This is a genomic window from Litoribacterium kuwaitense (genome assembly GCF_011058155.1).
In the GTDB taxonomy this organism is placed as follows: domain Bacteria; phylum Bacillota; class Bacilli; order Bacillales; family DSM-28697; genus Litoribacterium; species Litoribacterium kuwaitense.
In genome coordinates, this window is record NZ_JAALFC010000003.1 from 89,420 (window position 1) to 109,924 (window position 20,505).

The 20,505-nt window shown below is 43.0% G+C and carries 18 protein-coding genes; 3 read left to right on the forward strand and 15 right to left on the reverse strand.

The annotated features are described in order from the left end of the window. Window positions 1-189: 189 nt before the first annotated feature. From G4V62_RS03410 to yneA, 3 genes are read right to left on the reverse strand one after another with little or no spacing between them, the layout of a single operon-like run. Window positions 190-435 (reverse strand): DUF896 domain-containing protein, encoded by a 246-nt coding sequence (locus tag G4V62_RS03410; RefSeq protein ID WP_165199351.1) that lies wholly within the window; start codon window positions 433-435, stop codon window positions 190-192. Between the two features lie 49 nt (window positions 436-484). After that, entirely contained in the window at window positions 485-1,147 is a 663-nt protein-coding gene (locus tag G4V62_RS03415; RefSeq protein ID WP_165199352.1) for a YneB family resolvase-like protein, read from the reverse strand. Next, on the reverse strand, window positions 1,144-1,461 hold the full coding sequence (gene yneA / locus G4V62_RS03420) for a cell division suppressor protein YneA (protein WP_165199353.1): 318 nt from the start codon (window positions 1,459-1,461) through the stop codon (window positions 1,144-1,146). The genes G4V62_RS03415 and yneA overlap by 4 nt, the downstream gene beginning before the upstream one ends. A gap of 210 nt (window positions 1,462-1,671) precedes the next feature. On the opposite strand from yneA, the gene lexA reads away from it, so the two are divergent. After that, complete coding sequence (gene lexA, locus G4V62_RS03425; protein ID WP_165199354.1) at window positions 1,672-2,292, forward strand: transcriptional repressor LexA; 621 nt, start codon at window positions 1,672-1,674, stop codon at window positions 2,290-2,292. Between the two features lie 341 nt (window positions 2,293-2,633). Beyond that, a complete protein-coding gene (locus G4V62_RS03430) occupies window positions 2,634-2,828 on the forward strand; it encodes a hypothetical protein (RefSeq protein WP_165199355.1) in 195 nt (64 codons plus the stop codon). A gap of 66 nt (window positions 2,829-2,894) precedes the next feature. Here G4V62_RS03430 and G4V62_RS03435 read toward each other — a convergent pair whose 3' ends face one another. From G4V62_RS03435 to G4V62_RS03455, 5 genes are all read right to left on the reverse strand, one after another. Next, complete coding sequence (locus G4V62_RS03435) at window positions 2,895-4,928, reverse strand: LamG-like jellyroll fold domain-containing protein (protein WP_165199356.1); 2,034 nt, start codon at window positions 4,926-4,928, stop codon at window positions 2,895-2,897. Window positions 4,929-5,362: 434 nt separating this feature from the next. Then, window positions 5,363-6,700 carry a type I glutamate--ammonia ligase gene (gene glnA / locus G4V62_RS03440; RefSeq protein ID WP_165199357.1) on the reverse strand — a complete coding sequence of 446 codons (1,338 nt, stop codon included), beginning with the start codon at window positions 6,698-6,700 and terminating at the stop codon, window positions 5,363-5,365. Between the two features lie 188 nt (window positions 6,701-6,888). Beyond that, window positions 6,889-8,136 carry a methionine gamma-lyase family protein gene (locus G4V62_RS03445; RefSeq protein WP_165199358.1) on the reverse strand — a complete coding sequence of 416 codons (1,248 nt, stop codon included), beginning with the start codon at window positions 8,134-8,136 and terminating at the stop codon, window positions 6,889-6,891. A 16-nt stretch (window positions 8,137-8,152) separates the two neighbouring features. Then, window positions 8,153-9,376 carry a GTPase HflX gene (gene hflX, locus G4V62_RS03450; protein WP_165199359.1) on the reverse strand — a complete coding sequence of 408 codons (1,224 nt, stop codon included), beginning with the start codon at window positions 9,374-9,376 and terminating at the stop codon, window positions 8,153-8,155. Window positions 9,377-9,399: 23 nt separating this feature from the next. Beyond that, entirely contained in the window at window positions 9,400-10,353 is a 954-nt protein-coding gene (locus G4V62_RS03455; RefSeq protein ID WP_165199360.1) for an AAA family ATPase, read from the reverse strand. 166 nt (window positions 10,354-10,519) lie between these two features. Between G4V62_RS03455 and G4V62_RS03460 the strand changes: the two genes are divergently transcribed. After that, window positions 10,520-11,545 (forward strand): tyrosine-type recombinase/integrase, encoded by a 1,026-nt coding sequence (locus tag G4V62_RS03460; RefSeq protein ID WP_165199361.1) that lies wholly within the window; start codon window positions 10,520-10,522, stop codon window positions 11,543-11,545. Between the two features lie 281 nt (window positions 11,546-11,826). Here G4V62_RS03460 and hfq read toward each other — a convergent pair whose 3' ends face one another. The 7 genes from hfq to miaB all read right to left on the reverse strand — a co-directional run bounded on the left by hfq (window position 11,827) and on the right by miaB (window position 20,452). Beyond that, window positions 11,827-12,063, reverse strand: a complete 237-nt coding sequence (gene hfq / locus G4V62_RS03465) for an RNA chaperone Hfq (protein WP_165199362.1) — start codon at window positions 12,061-12,063, stop codon at window positions 11,827-11,829. Between the two features lie 42 nt (window positions 12,064-12,105). Next, window positions 12,106-13,044 carry a tRNA (adenosine(37)-N6)-dimethylallyltransferase MiaA gene (gene miaA / locus G4V62_RS03470; protein WP_165199363.1) on the reverse strand — a complete coding sequence of 313 codons (939 nt, stop codon included), beginning with the start codon at window positions 13,042-13,044 and terminating at the stop codon, window positions 12,106-12,108. A gap of 16 nt (window positions 13,045-13,060) precedes the next feature. Next, on the reverse strand, window positions 13,061-14,938 hold the full coding sequence (gene mutL / locus G4V62_RS03475) for a DNA mismatch repair endonuclease MutL (protein ID WP_165199364.1): 1,878 nt from the start codon (window positions 14,936-14,938) through the stop codon (window positions 13,061-13,063). A gap of 18 nt (window positions 14,939-14,956) precedes the next feature. Further along, the gene (mutS, locus tag G4V62_RS03480; protein WP_165199365.1) at window positions 14,957-17,548 is read right to left on the reverse strand and encodes a DNA mismatch repair protein MutS; all 2,592 of its coding nucleotides are present in this window, start codon (window positions 17,546-17,548) and stop codon (window positions 14,957-14,959) included. A gap of 133 nt (window positions 17,549-17,681) precedes the next feature. Continuing rightward, window positions 17,682-18,239, reverse strand: a complete 558-nt coding sequence (locus tag G4V62_RS03485) for an outer spore coat protein CotE (protein ID WP_165199366.1) — start codon at window positions 18,237-18,239, stop codon at window positions 17,682-17,684. A gap of 251 nt (window positions 18,240-18,490) precedes the next feature. Next, a complete protein-coding gene (locus tag G4V62_RS03490) occupies window positions 18,491-18,931 on the reverse strand; it encodes a YlbF/YmcA family competence regulator (RefSeq protein WP_165199367.1) in 441 nt (146 codons plus the stop codon). Beyond that, on the reverse strand, window positions 18,932-20,452 hold the full coding sequence (miaB, locus tag G4V62_RS03495; RefSeq protein WP_165199368.1) for a tRNA (N6-isopentenyl adenosine(37)-C2)-methylthiotransferase MiaB: 1,521 nt from the start codon (window positions 20,450-20,452) through the stop codon (window positions 18,932-18,934). Window positions 20,453-20,505 lie beyond the last annotated feature (53 nt).

The following is a 20,505-nucleotide window of genomic DNA, read 5'->3' on the forward strand; positions in this document are numbered from 1 at the left end:
GAAGCTAACAGCTTCACGATTTACATCCTCGAATAAAAACTCTCGACGTACACTGTCATAGAACCAGTATTTTCACACACTTGAATTCTATAGCTGAGCTGCAAAGGACTACATTATATTGTCTTGAGCAAGGGGATTCACTATTCTTAAAGAAGAAAGCCCACAGATATCATGGACTTCTTTTGATTATTATTCTTCATTCAACTCCGAATGACGCTGATTTTTTGATTTCTTTAGTTTCTCCGGCGTCACATCGTTGCCTTCCTCGTCAACAACCTTCACTTGATGAAGGTGATTTGTCATTGATTGACGAAACACTTGCAAATACTCTTTACGGAGTGTTTGCTGTTCATCTGTTTCCTGTTTCGTAAGGCCTTCGTATTTCTTCTTTTGTGCTAGTTCATTGATGCGATTTAATTTTTGTTGAGAGAGCATTTTATCACCTCTGTCCAGATGATACACGCCTGCTTCACTTTTAGCAAATTCATTGCTTTTTTCTGATTAACTCTTCTTCATATTGACGATATCTACGGTTCACAGTTGCTTTAGAAATATCATAACCCATGCCCCGCATCGTCGCCGCAATATCACGAAAAGTCAGCCCGTTTTTTTTGAGTCGGATAATTTCTTCTAATGGAACGTCCTTCTTTTTCCTTCCAGGAGAGTGGTTTGCATTTGGCTCACTAAAATTGGTTTGAGGCGTAAAGCCGCGAGCAACAGCACGTTTCATCCCTCTTGAAATTTTGGAATTATGTAACTTTCTTTGGTATTCCTCGACGACTGATAGAATACCTAACACCATATCATCCGCATCTGAAAGTTCAAGCTCGCCATCGTTTTCAAGCGTATAAATTGGCTTTTTCATCTTTCTAAGCGAATGAACAATTGCCATTTTAGCATGACCTCTTCCTAGCCTCGTATCATCAGTAATCAGCAGACCATCAACTTCACCCGTCTGCAACATATCGAGACAATCGAATAGACCTTCTCGATTGACTTCATATCCACTCGCCTGTTCTTTAAAGACATGGATAATAGTCCATCCTTTACTCTCTGCTGCACGTCTTAATTCTTCTTCTTGTCGGTCAAGGCTTGTTTCTTGGCTTTTCTTTTCTGTACTTACTCGGCAATATAAGACTAAATTCATTCATTTGCACCACCATCGTAGACGAAATGAGCATACGTTTGCTCTTCAAGCTTATCTGCCTGAACAGGAATAATAATCTCTTGACTTGACTGCATCGGTTCTTGATTTAACGCATTTTTCTCATTGACCCAAACGAGAAATTCTTCTTTTGAAAGCTGATGAGCATGCGCATATCGTTCTGCAAGCTCTGATATTTGTTCCCCTTTTTCTACTTGAACAGTTGCGTAGGATGGGGTCATCATATATTTTAGACCAATACATAGAACAATGACGGCTGCTAGACTAAAGTAATAAGATATACCAATGGTTTTCATATCGTATCTCCTCCATCGAATGTTTGTTCGTTATTATTCTTACATACGAACAAATGTTTTGTCAATAAAATTCGAACTTATGTTTGTGTTTCTAGTTTTTGTTTGCTATAATTTGACTAGAATCACTTCTGAGATAAATCTATGAAAGCAGTTTATATTCTATGCCTAAAAAAGAAACGTGATCATACACTGTTTGAAAGAGAGGATTTTATGAAAAAACTTTCAAAAAGACAGCAAGCAATCCTTGATTTTATTAAGGAAAATGTACAAACCAAAGGGTATCCGCCTTCTGTAAGAGAAATTGGCGAGGCAGTTGGCTTAGCTTCAAGTTCGACGGTTCATGGACATTTAGCACGCTTAGAGGAAAAAGGAATGATTCGCCGCGATCCAACGAAACCGCGCGCAATTGAAGTTTTGAACTTGGAGACTGATGACGCACCACAAGCACCAGCAATCTCAATTCCAGTCATCGGAAAAGTCACCGCTGGACAGCCAATTACTGCAATTGAAAACATTGAGGAGTATTTACCGCTACCTGAAAGGCTTCTCCCAACAGATGAATCGGTGTTTATTTTAGTAATTGAAGGAGAAAGTATGATTGAAGCCGGTATTTATGACGGAGATTATGTCGTCGTGAAGCAACAACATACTGCGCAAAACGGTGATATTGTTGTTGCGATGACAGAAGAGGACGAAGCTACTGTTAAACGTTTTTATAAAGAAAAGGACTATATTCGACTCCAGCCTGAGAATGCTACTATGGAGCCTATCCTTTTACACGATGTCAGCATTCTCGGAAAAGTCATTGGGTTATACCGTACATTTCATTAAAATTGATCGGGAAACTCACAAGCAGTTTCCCGATTATTTTAAACGTCATTCAAACAGAGCCTTAACTTCACTTCCACAAATCTAAGAGCTTACCGATTTCCTTTCTAATTAACAAGCGATGATTCATTTAAAGCGATCCAATATTGTCTCCTATGAAATTCTCTTTAAACGCCTCATGAAATACCACTCTATTTTGTCCAAGCAAATTCACTTTTCTTCCATTCCCCCATTCGGTCTGTCCGCAATCTAACCACAATTCGTTTTCATCATAGAGGTATTTCCCTTTGTTATAGCGCATATATTGAGCTAAATAAGCGCTTTTAGATTGGGAGGTTATATTTATGCAACACGAATCTAAAAAACCAGTCACACAAGCTGAAAGAGATCACGCTTGGCAAGTGAAAAATCGTGAACGAGCTAATTATTTACATCGCAGGCTTACTGCACGACACTTTTTAATGAACGATGCAACATTAAGCGATTTAAATGAGCTTAAGGGCCTTCTGAAAAAACGCGAGCTCAAATTTAAAAAATAGACAGCTGAAATAAGGCTCTGCATGTATTTGCAGAGCCTTCAGCGATGATTATAAGACAAACGTTCGTTATTTACCTAAACCTTTCCCTTCTTCAAACAGCCCTTCAGGCACTTTAGCTTCCCATGCTTCTGGCGCATCTAAACGTAATGCTTTAGCGACAACCGCCGCAGTGTCTTTCACATCAACATGATCTGTAATTACGGTCCCTGGCTCGATGCTTTTTCCTTTTGCAGCCCAAAAGATTGTTGTATCTTTCGGATCTAAAGTGCCATGTGTGTATCCATGCCCACCGTGATCCGTTGACATGACAATTAAGCTATCTTCCATCAGCCCAGCATCTTCAATCGCATCTAAAATCTTTCCTACATTCTCGTCTGTTTTTTCATATTGCTTATAGTACTTTTCACTTTCGTACTGGTTTGCATGACCGACATAATCTAGATCACTCAACTGGATGAACATGAGCGGTGTTTCTTCGCCTTTTGTCTTAATATATTCCACAATGCGTTCGGTAATGACATCATCACCCGCTGTATCAAAATACGTCTCAGCAGACCGCTCGATTAGTCCGTGATAGATCGGGTTCCAATCCATCATCGCTGCTGTGTTCGCAGCAGGACGTTCTTGTTTTAAGAGCTTTAAAAATGACGGGTGAGATACATTTTCCGCAAACGGATCACCTAATGTGCCATTGTGTTCTTGATGTATGTCATATCCTACTCCATGTAGCATCGCGCCCCAGGCTGGTGCACTGGATGAGTTATCTTCTGTTTTTGCTTCATAAGTATAAGCGCCGTCAGCGAAAAATTGTTTGAGTCGAGGTGCGTTCGCATTCTTTACAAAGTTTCCAGCACCATCTAATCCAATGACAAATACATGTTTATATTGAAACCCATTATGTTCTTTCAATGCTTTTTGAATGACCTGTACGTCTTTTCCATTAACCCTTCCATCTAAATTCAAATCGGCAATTTTGGAGTTATCCCATTTCTTACCGCCTTCTTTCGCACCGGCAAGTTTACTAACTAATTTCATATCTTCTTTTGTTAGTAATCCGTCACCATTCACATCTTTGGAATTTTCGACAGACACACTAGATACAGCTACATGGTTACCGTCTGTTGTAGACACAGTGATGTCTGCATTCCCTACGCCCTTTGCTTCAACGATCAGTGAATCGTTTTCCTCTGTCACGGTTGCGACTGTAGGATCACTAGATTCGACTGTGTATGATTGATTACTCGCATTGGAAGGTTCAATAGCGACGTTAATATAGGCTTTAGCCCCAATATTTAATGTGACCTCTTCTTGATCTAAACGGATGTCTTCTAAAGCAATTGCTGGCGCGTTCTCATATAAACGCTGCACATCTTCATCAGAAATCGCATCTCTAAAAATGTGCAAGTCATCGAGCATTGCATTAAAATGGTTTCCCCAAAGTGTGCCCTTGCCGTCAACACCGATTTTCGTTGTAAAATCCGTATCGATGGTTCCTTCTGTCTGACTAATATCAACTTCAGCTTCTAGTTGACCATCTTTGTAAATTTTAGCACTTCCATCGCGATCGTGAGAAATGGCGATATGGTGCCACACGTTATCGCCAACGGTGATCCATTTATCAAGCCGGTTGCTTTCAGATGTACTGTAATTCCAAACGAGGCTTCCTCCATTCATACCGACAAACCAACCCGTATTTCCACCACTTGCCCAGTTTTTATTTGAAATAATGGCTGGATCAGCGTTAACACCTGGTGACTTCAACCAAAAAGCTATTGAAAAATCTTGATCTTCACCAAATTTCAACTCATCTGTGTCGCCGAGGTCGATATACGGAGCTGTTGCTTGCGAAGTGGATTCAAAATGAAGTGCTTGTTTAATGCGCCCTTCAGTATACTTTACATCTCCTACGACTTCAGGTTGAGCAGCTGATCCTTCGTTTAAAACATTTCCATCAAATGAAAAAGAAGCGACTGCAGCTTCTTCATTTTGTTGGATCTCAACTGCGTGTGTGGTCGAAATTGTCGAGCCAATAGACGATAAAGAAAGACAAGTGACGAGAACCGTACTTGAAAGTACCTTCCAAGGAAATTTCTTTTTCATTTGTTTACCCTCCAGGTTATGTTTGCTTACGATTCTCATTTTAAAAGCAAAATGTTGTCCTAATTTTTCATTGATGTAAAAATATTTGGTCAAATAATTAAACTTTTGTAAATGATGTAAGCGTTTTGAATGATGCTAAAACTTTTGAACTACATTATTTCTATGTTGACTATATCAATAGTAGAAGTTTATTTTTTACTTTAAAGGTGTTTTTTGAGAAATTAAAATGCACAACTTAGCTCTCTACGATTTGAACGGTCATTTCATCTCTTATTATTCCCCTGGAGGCCACTGAGATTCAGCGAATCAAGCTGATTTCTTAATTTATGTTACACAAGCGGGAGCGTTTGTTGGGTAAAAATAAATTAAGTGAGCTCCTTTGACCCCACAACAGAAAAAACCCCTGACGCCTACAGCGCCAAGGGCTCTCCTGCTTAATACAAGCTCATATATTGCTCGCGTTCCCACGGGTGGACTTGCGTCCGGAACATATCCCACTCAATTTCTTTTGCTTCAATAAAGTGTTCTGATGCATGGTCACCGAGTGCGTCCATTAAGACTTGGTCTTTCTTGAGCTTTTCAAGTGCATCATACAGCGTCGCCGGTAAGTCGGTGATGCCGTTTGCGAGACGTTCTTCTTTATCCATGACATAAATGTTTCGGTCTACCGGTTTTGGCGGAGTCATTTTGTTTTTCACACCGTCTAAACCAGCAGCGAGCATGACTGCCATTGCCAAATATGGGTTCGCTGATGGATCAACAGAACGAACTTCGATTCGCGTGCTTAGTCCGCGTGATGCTGGGATACGCACAAGCGGGGAACGGTTTCTTGAAGACCAGGCGACGTAGCATGGCGCTTCATAGCCAGGAACAAGTCGTTTATAAGAGTTAACTGTCGGGTTGGTGATCGCTGTAAAGGCTTCAGCATGCTTTAAAATACCTGCTGTAAACTGACGAGCGGTTTCGCTTAATTGTAAGTCGCCCTCTTCGTCATAAAAAGCATTTTGATCGCCTTTAAATAAACTCATATTGGCGTGCATGCCTGAGCCATTCACTCCGAAAAGCGGCTTCGGCATAAAAGTAGCATGCAGACCGTGCTTTCTAGCAATCGTTTTGACGACGAGCTTAAATGTTTGGATTTCGTCACATGCGGTGACGGCATCTTCGTATTTAAAATCGATTTCGTGCTGACCAGGAGCGACTTCGTGGTGAGACGCTTCGATTTCAAAGCCCATGTCCTCTAATTCAAGGACGATGTCTCGACGGCAGTTTTCACCTAAGTCGGTTGGCGCTAAGTCAAAGTAGCCGCCTTTGTCATTCAGTTCAAGCGTTGGTTCTCCAGAAGCATCATTTTTAAAGAGGAAAAATTCTGGTTCAGGACCGATATTAAAAGCGGTAAACCCTAAATCATTCATCTCTTGAATCGTTCTTTTTAAAACATATCGTGGATCGCCTGAGAAAGGTGTGCCGTCCGAATTATAAATATCGCAGATAAAGCGTGCTACTTTCCCTTTTTCGCTTGTCCATGGGAAGACGACAAACGTATCAAGGTCTGGATATAAGTACATGTCTGACTCTTCAATGCGGACAAATCCTTCAATAGAGGAGCCGTCAAACATCATCTTATTGTCCAATGCTTTGCCTAGTTGGCTTACCGGGATTTCAACATTTTTAATAATCCCTAGCAAGTCGGTAAATTGCAGACGAATAAAACGAACGTTTTCTTCTTTCACAAGCCTTAAAATATCTTCTCTGGTGTATTTCGATCCCATAATTGAAATGTTCCTCCTCTTTATTTTTTGAAGCTTTTATCTCAAGCGCCCTTAAACCAAGAGCGCATGTGACCTTTAGTCGCTTAACCATTGTCTAAACATTCATATCCTTTGAATTGATTTTAGTATACCGGTTCGATGACGGTTCGTATTTATTTATGTAAGAAAATCTAACATAGTAATTTTCATCACATCTCATCACGCTGCAATGCGGCTTTGGCTGCTTCCTTAATCGCCCATTTCACGTGTTCATACGTTAAGCCTCCTTGAACAAACACTCGATATGGCGGCTTTACAGGACCATCGGCACTAAATTCAAGGCTTGCTCCTTGTACAAAAGTACCTGCCGCCATAATGACTTCACTATCATATCCAGGCATCGCGCTAGGAATCGGGAGGAATTGACTGTTTACTGGCGATGACGCTTGAATCGATTGACAAAATGAAATCATCGATGATGCGTCAGGAAACTCCACTGTTTGAATTAAGTCAGAACGCTCATCTCTCCAAGAAGGCCATGTCTTTAAGTCAAGCTCTGAAAATAAACCGGCTGTAAAGACCGCTCCTTTAAGCGCTTGTCCTACTGTATGTGGTGCTAAAAACAATCCTTGATACATGAGGGGCCATTGGCCTAGCGACGGGCCAATTTCTTTTTGTAGACCTGGCGCGGTGAGACGTGCAGCACATTTTTGCACGAGCTTTTCGGTACCGGCAATATATCCACCTGTTCGAGCGAGTCCACCACCTGGGTTTTTAATAAGTGACCCGGCCATGATATCGACATTGACATGTCCAGGCTCTTTCATTTCGGTAAATTCCCCATAACAGTTGTCTACAAACACAATCATGTCGTGACGTGTTTTTTTAATTTCTTTCGTTAACCGTTCAATGTCATTTATCGAAAGTGCAGGTCTTTTTTCGTAACCACAAGAACGTTGCAATGCGACGACCTTTGTTTCTGGGCGGATCGCTTCAACGATTCCTTGAACGTTAGGATGCCCTTCTGCGGTCAGAGCGACATCCCGATATGATATTTGATATTCGTTCATGGAGCCAACTGCGCTTTCTGTAAGCCCGAGAAAATCATGCAGTGTGTCGTATGGCTGTCCTGTTGCATACAACAGTTCATCTCCTGGTCGAAGCAAGCCCGATAAAGCTGTCACAATCGCATGTGTTCCCGAAATAAGCTGAGGACGCACGAGTGCATCCTCTGTTCCAAAAACGTCTGCGTAAATCGCTTCCAGAACATCTCTGCCGCTATCATCGTATCCATAACCGGTTGAATCATTAAAATGGGTGTCCGTCACGCGGTGCGCTTGAAATGCTTTTAGGACTCTTACTTGATTATGCTCCGAAATATGCTGAATGTGCTCCCAAGCAGGCTGCACGATTCCTTCTACCTTTAAACTAACAGCATCAATCGATTGTGTATTCATGTTGCTCTCTCTCCTTTTATTGTGCAGCTGGCTTATATCCTCTGACTTCATACTTGTCCTCATCTTCATTAAAAATGAGAGAGGTCATAATGGTATGGCGCTTTAGTAAGTCTAAGCGTTTGCCATCATCGGCTGACACGTGCTCGACATATGAGTCAAAAAAAGAGCCCAGCCATTGTTCAATATTTTTTTTCAACACCCTCGTCTGTTCCGTATGTATTCCAGAAGTAAATATACACGGTTTTTGAACAGGAAGAAGATCTTGCTCGTTGACTTGATCCATCTTATTGTAAATGGTTAGCACTGGTAAATGGTCTAGTTCGAGCTGTTTGAGCAAGTTAAACACCGTTCGCTCATGAGCGAGACGTTCATCATCTGAACCGTCTACGACAAATAGGAGGGCATCTGCTTCAGCTGCCTCCTCAAGGGTCGAACGAAATGCCGCAATCAAGGTCGTCGGCAAATCACGAATAAAGCCAACGGTGTCACTGACTAAACAATGAAAACTACTCGGCATTCGACATTGCTTTGTCAACGGATCAAGTGTTGCAAATAGCTGATCTTCGACGAGTGTCTCTTGGTCTGTCAAACGACTAAAGAGCGTTGATTTTCCTGCGTTCGTATACCCTACTAAAGCGAGCTGAAATGCTTGCTGTTGTCGACGTCGCTCGCGATATCGTTGGCGATGAGCGACGACTTCGTTTAGCTTCTTTTCAATATCCCGTATCCGCCGCCGGATATGGCGACGGTCTGTTTCAAGCTTCGTCTCTCCTGGCCCTCTTGTTCCGATACCGCCCCCGAGCCTGGACATCACTGCGCCCATGCCAGTCAAGCGTGGCAATGTATATTTCAGCTGCGCCAGCTCAACTTGAAGCTTCCCTTCTTTTGAACGAGCGCGTCTGGCGAAGATATCTAAAATGAGCTGCGTCCGATCAATCACCCGAACATCTAGGATATCTTGCAATCTTTTTTGCTGCGAAGGGGTCAGCTCATCATTACAAATAGCGATCGTTGCGTTTAAGTCAATGACGGTCTGCTTTAATTCGGCTAATTTGCCGGCACCAAAATAAGTTCCTGATTCAGGGCGATCCCGTTTTTGAAACAGAATCGCCGCCACCCAGCCATTCGCTGTCTCCACGAGAGATTCTAATTCTTCTAATGATACGCCGTCTTCCATATCGTCAGGACGTAATATGGAAAAGAGTACGGCGACATCCGTCTGCTGTTCTGTCTGCTTCATTTAACATTGCTCCTACTGATTTATTATGAGTCGCGTCCTTCTTCCACTACACAATCGCGAGCAGTCAATAATATTAAGTCACGCCTCGTGTAGGCTGCTGGATGATGAAGAAGGCGAACCGCTTGTTTACGAATGGTTTTTTCCAATATGTTGCGAACGTATCGGCCATTAGAAAAGGTTTTTGTCGTACCTTGAGTGATTTTCTGTTGAAAATGCTGCTGAAGCAAATATTCTGCATCACTTGACCATTCATAATCACGATCTTTGGCCATCTGTTTTGCAATTTCTAATAACTGCTGAGCTGAATAATTTGGAAAATCGATGATTAACGGAAAACGCGACGGCAATCCTGGATTCAGCCGGAGAAAACGATCCATTTCTTCAGGATAACCAGCTAAGATGAGTACAAACTGATTCGACGCATCTTCCATATGCTTGACGAGTGTGTCAACGGCTTCTTTGCCAAAATCTTTTTCGCCGCCCCTGGATAAGGAGTACGCCTCATCAATGAAGAGAATTCCTCCTTGTGCTTTCTTGACGAGGTCTCTCGTCTTTTGGGCGGTTTGACCAATATATTCACCGACAAGATCAGCACGCTCAGCTTCGATTAGATGCCCTTTTGGCAACATCCCCATTTCTTTAAAGAACATACCTAATAGCCTTGCAACGGTTGTTTTCCCTGTACCAGGGTTTCCTTTAAAAAGCATGTGTAAAACTTGACGTTCTGTTTTTAAGGAAAAACGCTCTCTGTGCTTATTCAAAAAAAGCCAGGCGTACAACTCTTTTACATGCTTTTTCAGCTCTTGCATCCCAATCATTTTTTCTAATTGTTGTTCAATATGCTTTAGTGGCTGATGAACATCTGCATCCATAGCTAGAGCGTCTGTTTGTGAGAAGGAAGCGACGTCTGGTTCTTGATGACGATTTAGCACAAAATTCATTTGCCCATTCGTTTTCATTGTGTAAGACTGCTCCATCTCTCTTTCACCTCTTAAGCTCATTATACGTGCTTAGCGGCATGTTTGTGACAAATGCCTATGCTAAAATAAAAAGAAAGCCAGTTCGATTCGATCCAACTGATGAACCCCCTGACGATTTTGTTGGCTTAGGGGAAGAACTGAATATTTCTTCGGAGGGTAATTTATGGATATCAACCAATGGAAACGACTTCCACAAATGATGCGTGCCTTCCTTACATCTTTACAGGATAAAGGACGCAAGCGATCTACTCTACAAAGATATGCGTACGACCTTGAAGATTTGCATAAATGGCTAGAAGCACAAGAACTTGAAAGCGGTCACCAAGGATTTCGCCAGTTGACCCCTTCTCATGCTGCACGTTGGCTGCATGATATGCAGGTCGAGCGTCAGTATTCAACTGCCACGATAAAACGAATGTTAACTGTCATTCAACAATTTTACAAGTTTCTGGCTGAAGAAGGTCAAGAACGTGTGTCCAATCCTTTCCTTGCGATTGATCTGTCAGAATTCAAGAGTAAGCCGCTTGGTTTAGAAGCTATCCTTAGTTATGACGAATGTCACCGCTTTTACGACACAGTCTTATCGGACGAGGGGTACTCTGAACAGCAGATGAAGGCGCGCCCGTATTTAAAACGACGAAATTATACGATCATTCGTTTATTGCTTCATTATGGGTTAACAACCGCAGAAGTCACTGCACTTACGATCAAAGACATCTTTTTTGAACAGAACACAATAAAGATAGAGCCGGTGCATACGGCAAGCCAAGCCCGCACCGTACAATTGGAGAAAAATGACCGGGTTGAGCTGTTTCATTATTTAATGGATGTGCCAGAACCAGTTCGGCCGCGCTATTACACAGACGATCCTTTTTTTGTCGCATTTGACTTTCAACGGTTAACGTTTCGCTGGGTGTATGAAACAGATTGTCCTAAAGCGCTCAGTGACTTTGCCGTGCAAAAAATGATTCGCCAGGAAGCACAACGGGCAGGGCGTTCTGGTTACACTGCACAGCAGATGAGACATACGTGTATCATTCATACGATCGCGAGCGGTGACAAAATGGATGAGCATGAGCTACAGCAACGCTTTGGTTTTCACACGCCGCTTTCTGCAAGACGTTATTTGCGTTTTTTCCAACAACATCAAGCTGAAATCATGTCTCGTGTGCAGCCTACAATCGAGTAGAAGGGAAAGTTGAATCACTTTCCGGCCCTTTCACCACCACCTTACGTACGGTTCTGTATTCGTTCGTCGAGCCAAGATTTTAATCCACGCTTCCTTCAGCGCTTACCTCACAGTAAGTACCTTGCGCTTCCTTAGTGGTTGGTCGATGTGTATCCCCACAGTGGACTTTCATCACCTAGATCGTCGCCATGCTTGGCGCATTAGAAAAACCCTGCCAAGACATACGTTGGCAGGGAAGCGCAAAGGAATATGTATACCGTTTTCACATACGTGACGGATGATTAATCAGAGTCCTTGGACGTATCCATTTGCACAGGCTTTTGAGGGGCGAACGTTGAAATGGCATGCTTAAAAATAAGCTGCTGCTTCCCATCTGTTTCAATGAGTACTGTAAAGTTATCAAAACCTTTGATCGTTCCGCGCAGCTGGAATCCGTTTAGTAAAAAGACTGTTACAAAGGTATTATCTTTTCGCAATTGGTTTAGAAACTGATCCTGAATATTAATGCCCTGCTTCAATGACGGAATCCTCCTTTTCTCTTTATCAGTATAATAGTTCGATTAAAATGTGAGCTTTCCTGCTATCAGTGGTAAAATTTCATTGGCAATTTCTTGTGTCGGTGGTCGATCAGTGACGTCAAACCAAGTGACATCCATCTTATTCCTGAACCAAGTCAGTTGTCTTTTCGCAAAACGACGTGTGTTTTTCTTCAACTGGGCGATACTCTCGTCTTTAGAGCACTCCCCATCATAATACGCGACAATTTCCTTATAGCCTATGGCCTGCATCGCTTGTGTATTCTTATAACCGCGGTCGAGGAGGTCTTTGACTTCGTCAAATAACCCTTCCTCCACCATCTGCTCAACTCTTTGATTGATCGTTTGATACAATGTTGCACGCTCCATCGTCAAACCGACAAGCAATGTCGGGAAGCGATAGTCGGTCGATTGCTTGCGAAGCTGAGCTGTCGGTGTTTCGTTCGTCATTTCGTAAATTTCTAATGCCCTAATGACACGCCTAACGTTGTTCGGATGAATGCGTTTTGCGGCTTCCTGATCGATCGCTTGTAAACGTTGGTGTAATTGCTCCTGACCGAAGCGCTCTGCCTCTTTTTCAAGGCGTTTACGAAGTTCAGGAGAGCTGCCTTGATCAGTAAATTCATACGGGTAAACGACGGACTGAATATAAAGGCCTGTGCCTCCAACAATCATCGGTAGCTTTTTTGCTGTATGAATGTCGTGAATTTTTTTTAATGCCTGCTCCTTGAAATCAGCAACTGAATAAGAGGCATCTGGCGGCAACGTATCGATAAAATGATGCGTAATCTCCTGCCGCTCTTCCTCGGTCACTTTTGCGGTACCGATGTCAAACCCTTGGTACACTTGGAGCGCATCGCCAGAGATAATTTCACCACCAAGCCTTTTGGCTAGTTCAATGCCTAAAGCTGTCTTTCCAACGGCTGTTGGTCCTACAATGACAAGCAATGGATTCTCATACATGCTACAGTTCTCTCCCTTACATGACGCGCTTAAACATTTTTTCGAGCTCATATGGTGAAAAGTTTAGTACAACCGGACGACCATGCGGACACGTATAAGGGTCTTTCGCTTGTCGCAGGTCATCAAGCAGTCGTTGCATATCTTCGTGTCGCAAATACATGTTGGCTTTAATCGATTTTTTACAAGCCATCATAATCGCAGCTTCTTCACGAAAATCGGCTACCGTCGCCTCTGGCCGATCGAGCACTTGCTGGATTAAATCTTGGGTCGTATCAGCTTCTTTGCCTGCTGGGAACCAAGTCGGATGGCTGCGAACGATGACGCTTCCGTTCCCAAAATCTTCAAGCTGTATTCCTAAAGAATGAAGGCGTGCGGTCTCTTCAAGGAGTCGCAAATAGTCTTTATGAGAGAACGTTAAGGTCAACGGCACGATCAGCCCTTGCTCTTCATGACTATCTTCTCCTAATTTTCGGTAGTAATATTCATATTTAATTCGTTCTTGTGCAGCATGCTGATCAATGATATGGAGCCCCTCTTCAGACTGAGCAAGAATATATGAACCATGATGTTGCCCAATGACTTCCATGTATGGAAGCTTGTACGAAGACAGCTGCTCGCTAGAATAAACCGCTGCCTCTTCACGGCTGTAGGTGACAGGAGTAGACGGCGTATCATTCGTCAATTCTTCTTCAGGCGTGCTGGCCTCTTCAGCAGTATGATGAGCCACTCGCGTCGAATCAGCTGTTCCTCGCTCTGGACTTAAGGTTACTTCTGATTCAAGCACAATTGGTGAGCTTGGTGCTGTAGAGACCTCCTCTTGAACAGGCAGAGAATCCTGTTCGAGCTTCCACGAGCCTTGTTCCGACATACGACGAGGCGTCGCCATTTGTCCAGGACGAGGGGCTAATGACTCTTGACGAAGTGCTCGTTTAAGCTCTGTCGTCAAGAGGTGACACAACTCTTTTTCTTTACTTAATCGCACCTCAAGCTTTGCTGGATGTACGTTCACGTCAATAAGCATCGGGTCCATATCGATAGCGATCACACCAACAGGGTAGCGTCCGATCGGGAGAAGGGTCTTATAGCCTTCTAACACGGCTTGATACAAAGCGATATTTTTTACAAAACGACCATTTAAAACAAATGAAAAATAATGACGTGAGGCACGGGTCACCGACGGTTGGGCAATGTAACCTTCGATCGTAAAGTCTGACGACGTTGCGGCTATGGGCTGCAGTGCCCGCGCAACGTCCATGCCATACATTTTTGCAAGGACAGCATCTCTCCGCCCTTGTCCTCCTGTTTGTAATAGCACACGCCCGTCATGTACGAGCTTCATTTGAATACTTGGAGAGGAAAGAGCGATACGATTAACAGCCTCCGTAATATGTCCCAGCTCTGTATGCAAACTTCGAATATACTTTAAACGCGCTGGTGTGTTGAAAAATAAATCTTCTACGAGGACGTCTGTACCTTGGCGGCTATGAACCTTCTTTTCCTCTTTGCATTCGCCACCAGCAAAATGAAGCGATATTCCCGGACCTTGTCCAGTCGATGTAGCCAGCGTCAGCCGACTAACAGAGGCAATGCTTGGCAAGGCCTCACCACGGAAGCCAAGCGTCCGGATACGAAACAGATCATGCTCATCCATCACCTTGCTCGTCGCATGTCGTTTTAAAGCTAAATACGCATCTTCTGCATCCATTCCGATGCCATTATCAGAAACACGAATTGATTTTAAACCAGCCTCTTCTACTTCAACGGTTATTTTTGTTGCTTTTGCGTCTACAGCATTTTCAAGCAACTCTTTTACGACGGATGCGGGTCGTTCGACGACTTCCCCTGCAGCAATTTTATCTGAGAGCTGGTGGTGCATCTGACGTATCGTCGCCATCCAATCTCTCCTTTGTCACTATGATTTTAAACGTTTTTTTATGTTGTAAAGCCAATTCATTGCTTCTAACGGTGTCATATCCATTAAATCTACTGCCTTAATGTCACTTAAAATGGCTTTTTCGCTCTTTTTCATGTTGTCTTTCTCTTGATCTACTTTAGGCTCAGGAAACAAAGACAGCTGTTCTACTTCAGATTCCTTCACTTTTTCGACCGGCACAACCGTCGAATGTTCTGATACAGCGACTTCCTTGTGCGGTTCCTCAAGAGCTTCCAATAGTTCCGTCGCGTGGCGCGTCAATTCTTCCGGCAAACCTGCCAATCTGGCGACATGGATTCCGTAGCTTTTATCAGAAGGCCCGGGCATCACCTTATGAAGAAAAACAATCTCTTCTTGATCCTCAGTTGCTTGCACGTGTACATTTTCGAGCGCACTGAGCTGCTCTGAAAGACGTGTCAGCTCATGATAATGAGTAGAGAATAGAGTGACGGCTCCAATGTGCTCGTGAATGTATTCGATAATGGCTTGCGCTAAAGCCATGCCATCGTATGTCGATGTACCTCGCCCAATTTCGTCGAGCAATATGAGGCTTTCTTCAGTCGCCTGTTGAATTGCATCATTTGCTTCCATCATTTCCACCATAAATGTACTCTGTCCACTTGCAAGATCGTCCGCGGCCCCAATCCTCGTAAAAATCTGGTCAAATAAAGGAAGCCTCGCTTCAGTTGCCGGAACGAAGCAGCCAATTTGTGCCATAATTGAAATTAAAGCGACTTGTCGCATGTAAGTACTTTTTCCCGACATATTTGGACCGGTAATGAGCAGCATTCGGGTGGACTTGTCCAATTGTATCGTATTTGGGACATATTGCTGGTGAACGGTCATTTTTTCAACGACAGGGTGCCTTCCCTCAACGATGTTAAGTTCGCCATCATTTGTAAAGACAGGTCTTACAAATCCTGCCGCTTCACTCACCTCAGCAAATCCAGTCAGCACGTCTAGCTCACTGATGAACGACGCGAGCTGCTGGAGGTCAGGAATATACGCTTGTGTGCTTTTGCGCAGCTCAATAAACAGTTCATGCTCTAAATCTATACTTTTTTCTTCGGCTTGCAGGATTAACGCTTCTTTTTCTTTCAGTTCATTTGTAATGAACCGCTCAGCATTCGTCAGCGTCTGTTTTCGTTCATAACGACCTTCGGGCAAGTATTTTAAATTCGCTTTGCTTACTTCAATATAATAACCGAACACACGATTATAGCCGACTTTTAAAGAGCGGATATTCGTCGCTTCACGCTCCTTTTGTTCAAGTTCAGCGATCCACGCCTTTCCATTTTTACCTGCGTCACGGTACCGGTCTAATTCTTCAGAATACCCTTCAGCAATCATTCCACCTTCAGTAATACTCATCGGTACATCCTCAAGCAAAGCTTCAGACAATTGCATATGCAGCTTTTGCAAGGTTTGCATATGCCGATGAATATCTTTTGCTACAGGCAAATTGAGTTGTTTAGCCCCTTCGTAAATCGCGGGAAGGGCTGTGATCGTTTTTTTAATTTGGACGAGATCGCGAGCATTTGCATTCCCATACGACATCCGACCGGCAAGACGCTCAATATCGTACACATTCGCAAAGCTTTCCCTTAAATCGTGACGAACTGTAAAATGTTCCAGTAGCTTTTCTACAGCCTGTAACCGGTCGTCAATCCGATGTTTTGTCCGTAATGGCTTTTCTAACCACGTTTTTAGTTTTCGCGCTCCCATAGCTGTTTTTGTTTCATCGAGTAGCCAGAGGAGTGAGCCTTTTTTCGTTTTTTCCCGCATTGTTTCAGTAAGCTCCAGCGTCCGCCTGCCATTTGTATCAATTTGTACAAACTCTTCTAGTTCGAACTCATATGGTGCTTGTAAATGGTCAATGGTACGACGCTGTGTCTTTTCTAAATAATTGACTAAGAGCGCAAGCGCGGGTAAGTTCTCCTCGTGTTCTAATGTAAAGCGCTGCGCATATTCTTTTGGGTCGACTTCGTCAGCAAGCGTGACTGCCCATTGATTTATTTTGGAAACTTCATGCTGCCACTGATTTGATACGACGACCTCGCGAACATCCGCTCTCTGTAATTCCTCCAGCGCTTTTTGTAAGGACGTCTGAACATACGTCGCTTGCAATGTTCCTGTCGTTAAATCGCATAACGCCACAGAATATGTATTCCCTTCCGAAGCGATCGCTCCGAGAAAGTTATGATCATTGTTTGTGAGCATTTGCTCATCCATGACCATCCCTGGAGAAATCAGATGGGTCACTTCACGTTTAACGACACCTTTAGCTTCTTTCGGATCCTCGACCTGTTCACAAATGGCTACTTTAAATCCAAGTTCGATAAATCTTTTAATATATTGCTTCGCTGAATGATGAGGAACACCGCACATTGGAATGCGGTCATCTCCACCGCCGTCTCGACTAGTTAACGTAATTTCGAGTAATTGTGCCGCTCGAACAGCATCGTCAAAAAACATTTCATAAAAATCACCAAGCCGAAAAAAGAGGAATGCATCTTTATATTCTTCTTTGATCGACAAATATTGTTGAATCATCGGCGTGTATGTAGGCATATGTAATCGCTCCAAATTTCTTTCTCGTATACGTCAGTATATCATGTTTTTTCGGTGCTTGACGAAAAACGGGAGGCTGATTTCTTCGGCTTTTTTAACAAAAATAAAAACTAGGAAGTGTCTCCTTCCTAGCTTACTCTTCTTCAGTGCTGAGAAAGTCAGTGTCCAAGTCTTCAAATGACTCTTCTTCAAGTACCTTTTGCCAGTCGTCATCACTACGGGAATCCGGATGTACTGTCACGCGTACCTTCGTATCCCCAATAATTTCAACGAGAAATTCACGCTCGACCTCGACAAGTACTTTGTTGCCTCGTTCAGAAATATTTGCCTCAAGACAATTCGGCTGTTGCAATACACGGGCAATGACCTCTTCATCTACACCGAAGCCTTCTTCATCTTTTACTTTTAACGGCACTTCATCGGTATAGCTAATCGTTTCAGTACACACTTGCGTTTTCGTATTGTTTTCACACGAATACCAAATGTTAACGTCATAACGCCCATCCACAACTACGACATCACCGCGCTTTTTTGCTTCATAACGATGGTTTATAATCCAACACCCTAAAATGCTCGTCGGACGGTGCTGCGGGGAAATGGAGTGGCTCGTTTGCGTAAACTTTTTTCCTTTGCCGCACACAGCTTTCGTAATAACCTCTCTGTACTTCATTGTTTGACCTCTTTTCGCCATGAGTGTCCCATCCTCCTTGTTCAGTCGTCCCCATATCGTATGCGCACTCACTATGAATTGTGACGAATGCCTACTCTTAAGTCACCTGTACACACCTTCTATAAATTTTATGAGGTCTTCATATAACTAGAACAAAAAAATAAGACACCTTTTTCACAAGAGAGCTTTTCTTGTAGACGAAAAAGATTTTTACTGTGAAATAAGAAAAAACGCCCTATCCATCATATGCTTGGATAGAGCGTCTGTACCACTTACTTCGCTTCATTGGAGCCACATGAGTCGGCGATGGAGGCAGCGGATCCAGTTAATCCGGTCACGATATCGCCGTCAGTCGATTCAATGACATGCTGCGTTACATTTGATGAAATCGTTTGTGCGACAATTTGTAAAAGATCATTGACGTCATTTTGTGATTGTTTAAATTCCTGAACGATCGGAATATCATCAAGCTCTACAAAAAGAGCATCGAGTCGATCTTCAGCTTTTTTCAATGCTTCAGATTTTCCGTAATGCTGCAAATTGACCGCTTGTTTTTGAACAGCTTTAATCTGCTTAATGATTCTTTGTACTTTTTCATTTTGATTGATCTGTGCTTCGGCACGTTTAAAAAACGCCACCTCTTCGGTTTCCGCAATCATCTCGGCGATTTTTTTGGCTTCCTGTAGCACTTCAGAACGTGTGTAATGGCTCATTTATGTCACCTCAGTCGTTTCAGTTACTAATTCGCCATCAAGTGTCCACGTTTTTGCTTCTTTAATTCGGACAGGGACAATGTTACCGATGGCAGATTTTGGTCCTTTAAAGTTAACAACCTTATTTTTTCTCGTATATCCAGACAGAACGTCAGCATTCTTTTTGCTTTCACCTTCCACAAGGACATCGACAATTTGACCTTCAAACACTTTATTTTTCTTCAAAGCAATGTCGTTAACGAGCTTATTTAACCGTTGTAGGCGTTCTTTTTTCACTTCCATCGACACATTGTCTTCCATACGTGCTGCTGGCGTACCATCCCGCGGCGAATAGATGAACGTGTATGCAGCATCATACTCCACTTCTCGCATGATGGATAGCGTATCTTCAAACTGCTCTTCAGTCTCATTTGGAAAGCCGACGATAATATCCGTTGAAAACGTTACATCAGGAATGCGTTCCTTCATTTTGCGGACAAGTTCCAGATATTGTTCTCTGGAGTATTTTCGTCCCATAATTTTAAGAATGTCTGTATTTCCAGACTGAACAGGCAAATGAATATGCTCCATCAAATTACCACCTTGGGCAAGCACATCGATGAGATGGTCATCAAAATCCCGCGGATGGCTCGTCGTAAAGCGAATGCGTGGAATATCAATTTTATGGAGATCATCCATTAAATCACCGAAGCGGTAATCAAGGTCTGTAAAGTCCTTGCCATACGCATTGACATTTTGACCTAGCAGCGTGATCTCTTGATAGCCGTTGCGGGCGAGGTGACGTACTTCTTCAATAATGTCCTCTGGCAGTCGGCTCCGCTCTTTTCCGCGCGTATAGGGGACAATACAATATGTGCAAAATTTATCACAGCCGTACATAATATTGACCCATGCTTTAATATTGCCTTTACGTACTTTCGGAAGGTTTTCAATGATGTCGCCTTCCTTCGACCAAACCTCAACGACCATTTCCTTCCCGAACAGAGCCCCTTTTATGATTTCTGGAAGCCTATGAATGTTATGAGTTCCGAAGATCATATCAATGAACGGGTGTTTTTTCAAAATACGGTTCACGACCGCTTCCTCTTGTGACATACAGCCACAAATCCCGATCAGTAGATCTGGTTTTTCCAGTTTTAGAGGCTTTAGATGACCAATTTCGCCAAACACTTTATTTTCAGCATTTTCCCGAATGGCACACGTATTTAACAGGATCACATCGGCTGCTTCCATTTCGGTCGTCGCCTCATACCCCATGCCCTCTAAAATACCAGCCATCACTTCTGTATCATGCTCGTTCATTTGGCAACCATATGTTCGAATAAAAAATTTCTTGCCGATTCCGACTTGCTGCATATCTTCCGAAATCGCAAAATCGTAATGCACTTCAATATCTTCTCTTCGGCGGCGCCTTGCGTCTTTCAAAGAAGGAGGTTGAAATGTCGTTTGAAAATATTTAGCGAAATCCTCTGAGGTTTTTTCCCGCAGAGGCTTTTGATCGGTTGATGTTTTATCCGCCATCTTGCAAGAACACCCTTTCTCCTACAATTCTTCTATTTGGGCTAACTGTGTTA

Coding starts and splice junctions, on each gene's coding strand:
- mutS (WP_165199365.1), bottom strand. CDS start 17,548: ATGCCTACATACACGCCGATGATTCAACAATATTTGTCGATCAAAGAA.
- G4V62_RS03415 (WP_165199352.1), bottom strand. CDS start 1,147: ATGAATTTAGTCTTATATTGCCGAGTAAGTACAGAAAAGAAAAGCCAA.
- miaB (WP_165199368.1), bottom strand. CDS start 20,452: ATGGCGGATAAAACATCAACCGATCAAAAGCCTCTGCGGGAAAAAACC.
- G4V62_RS03485 (WP_165199366.1), bottom strand. CDS start 18,239: ATGGCGAAAAGAGGTCAAACAATGAAGTACAGAGAGGTTATTACGAAA.
- lexA (WP_165199354.1), top strand. CDS start 1,672: ATGAAAAAACTTTCAAAAAGACAGCAAGCAATCCTTGATTTTATTAAG.
- G4V62_RS03445 (WP_165199358.1), bottom strand. CDS start 8,136: ATGAATACACAATCGATTGATGCTGTTAGTTTAAAGGTAGAAGGAATC.
- G4V62_RS03410 (WP_165199351.1), bottom strand. CDS start 435: ATGCTCTCTCAACAAAAATTAAATCGCATCAATGAACTAGCACAAAAG.
- G4V62_RS03460 (WP_165199361.1), top strand. CDS start 10,520: ATGGATATCAACCAATGGAAACGACTTCCACAAATGATGCGTGCCTTC.
- mutL (WP_165199364.1), bottom strand. CDS start 14,938: ATGGCGACGATACGTCAGATGCACCACCAGCTCTCAGATAAAATTGCT.
- G4V62_RS03435 (WP_165199356.1), bottom strand. CDS start 4,928: ATGAAAAAGAAATTTCCTTGGAAGGTACTTTCAAGTACGGTTCTCGTC.
- glnA (WP_165199357.1), bottom strand. CDS start 6,700: ATGGGATCGAAATACACCAGAGAAGATATTTTAAGGCTTGTGAAAGAA.
- G4V62_RS03455 (WP_165199360.1), bottom strand. CDS start 10,353: ATGGAGCAGTCTTACACAATGAAAACGAATGGGCAAATGAATTTTGTG.
- miaA (WP_165199363.1), bottom strand. CDS start 13,044: ATGTATGAGAATCCATTGCTTGTCATTGTAGGACCAACAGCCGTTGGA.
- G4V62_RS03490 (WP_165199367.1), bottom strand. CDS start 18,931: ATGAGCCATTACACACGTTCTGAAGTGCTACAGGAAGCCAAAAAAATC.
- G4V62_RS03430 (WP_165199355.1), top strand. CDS start 2,634: ATGCAACACGAATCTAAAAAACCAGTCACACAAGCTGAAAGAGATCAC.
- hflX (WP_165199359.1), bottom strand. CDS start 9,376: ATGAAGCAGACAGAACAGCAGACGGATGTCGCCGTACTCTTTTCCATA.
- yneA (WP_165199353.1), bottom strand. CDS start 1,461: ATGAAAACCATTGGTATATCTTATTACTTTAGTCTAGCAGCCGTCATT.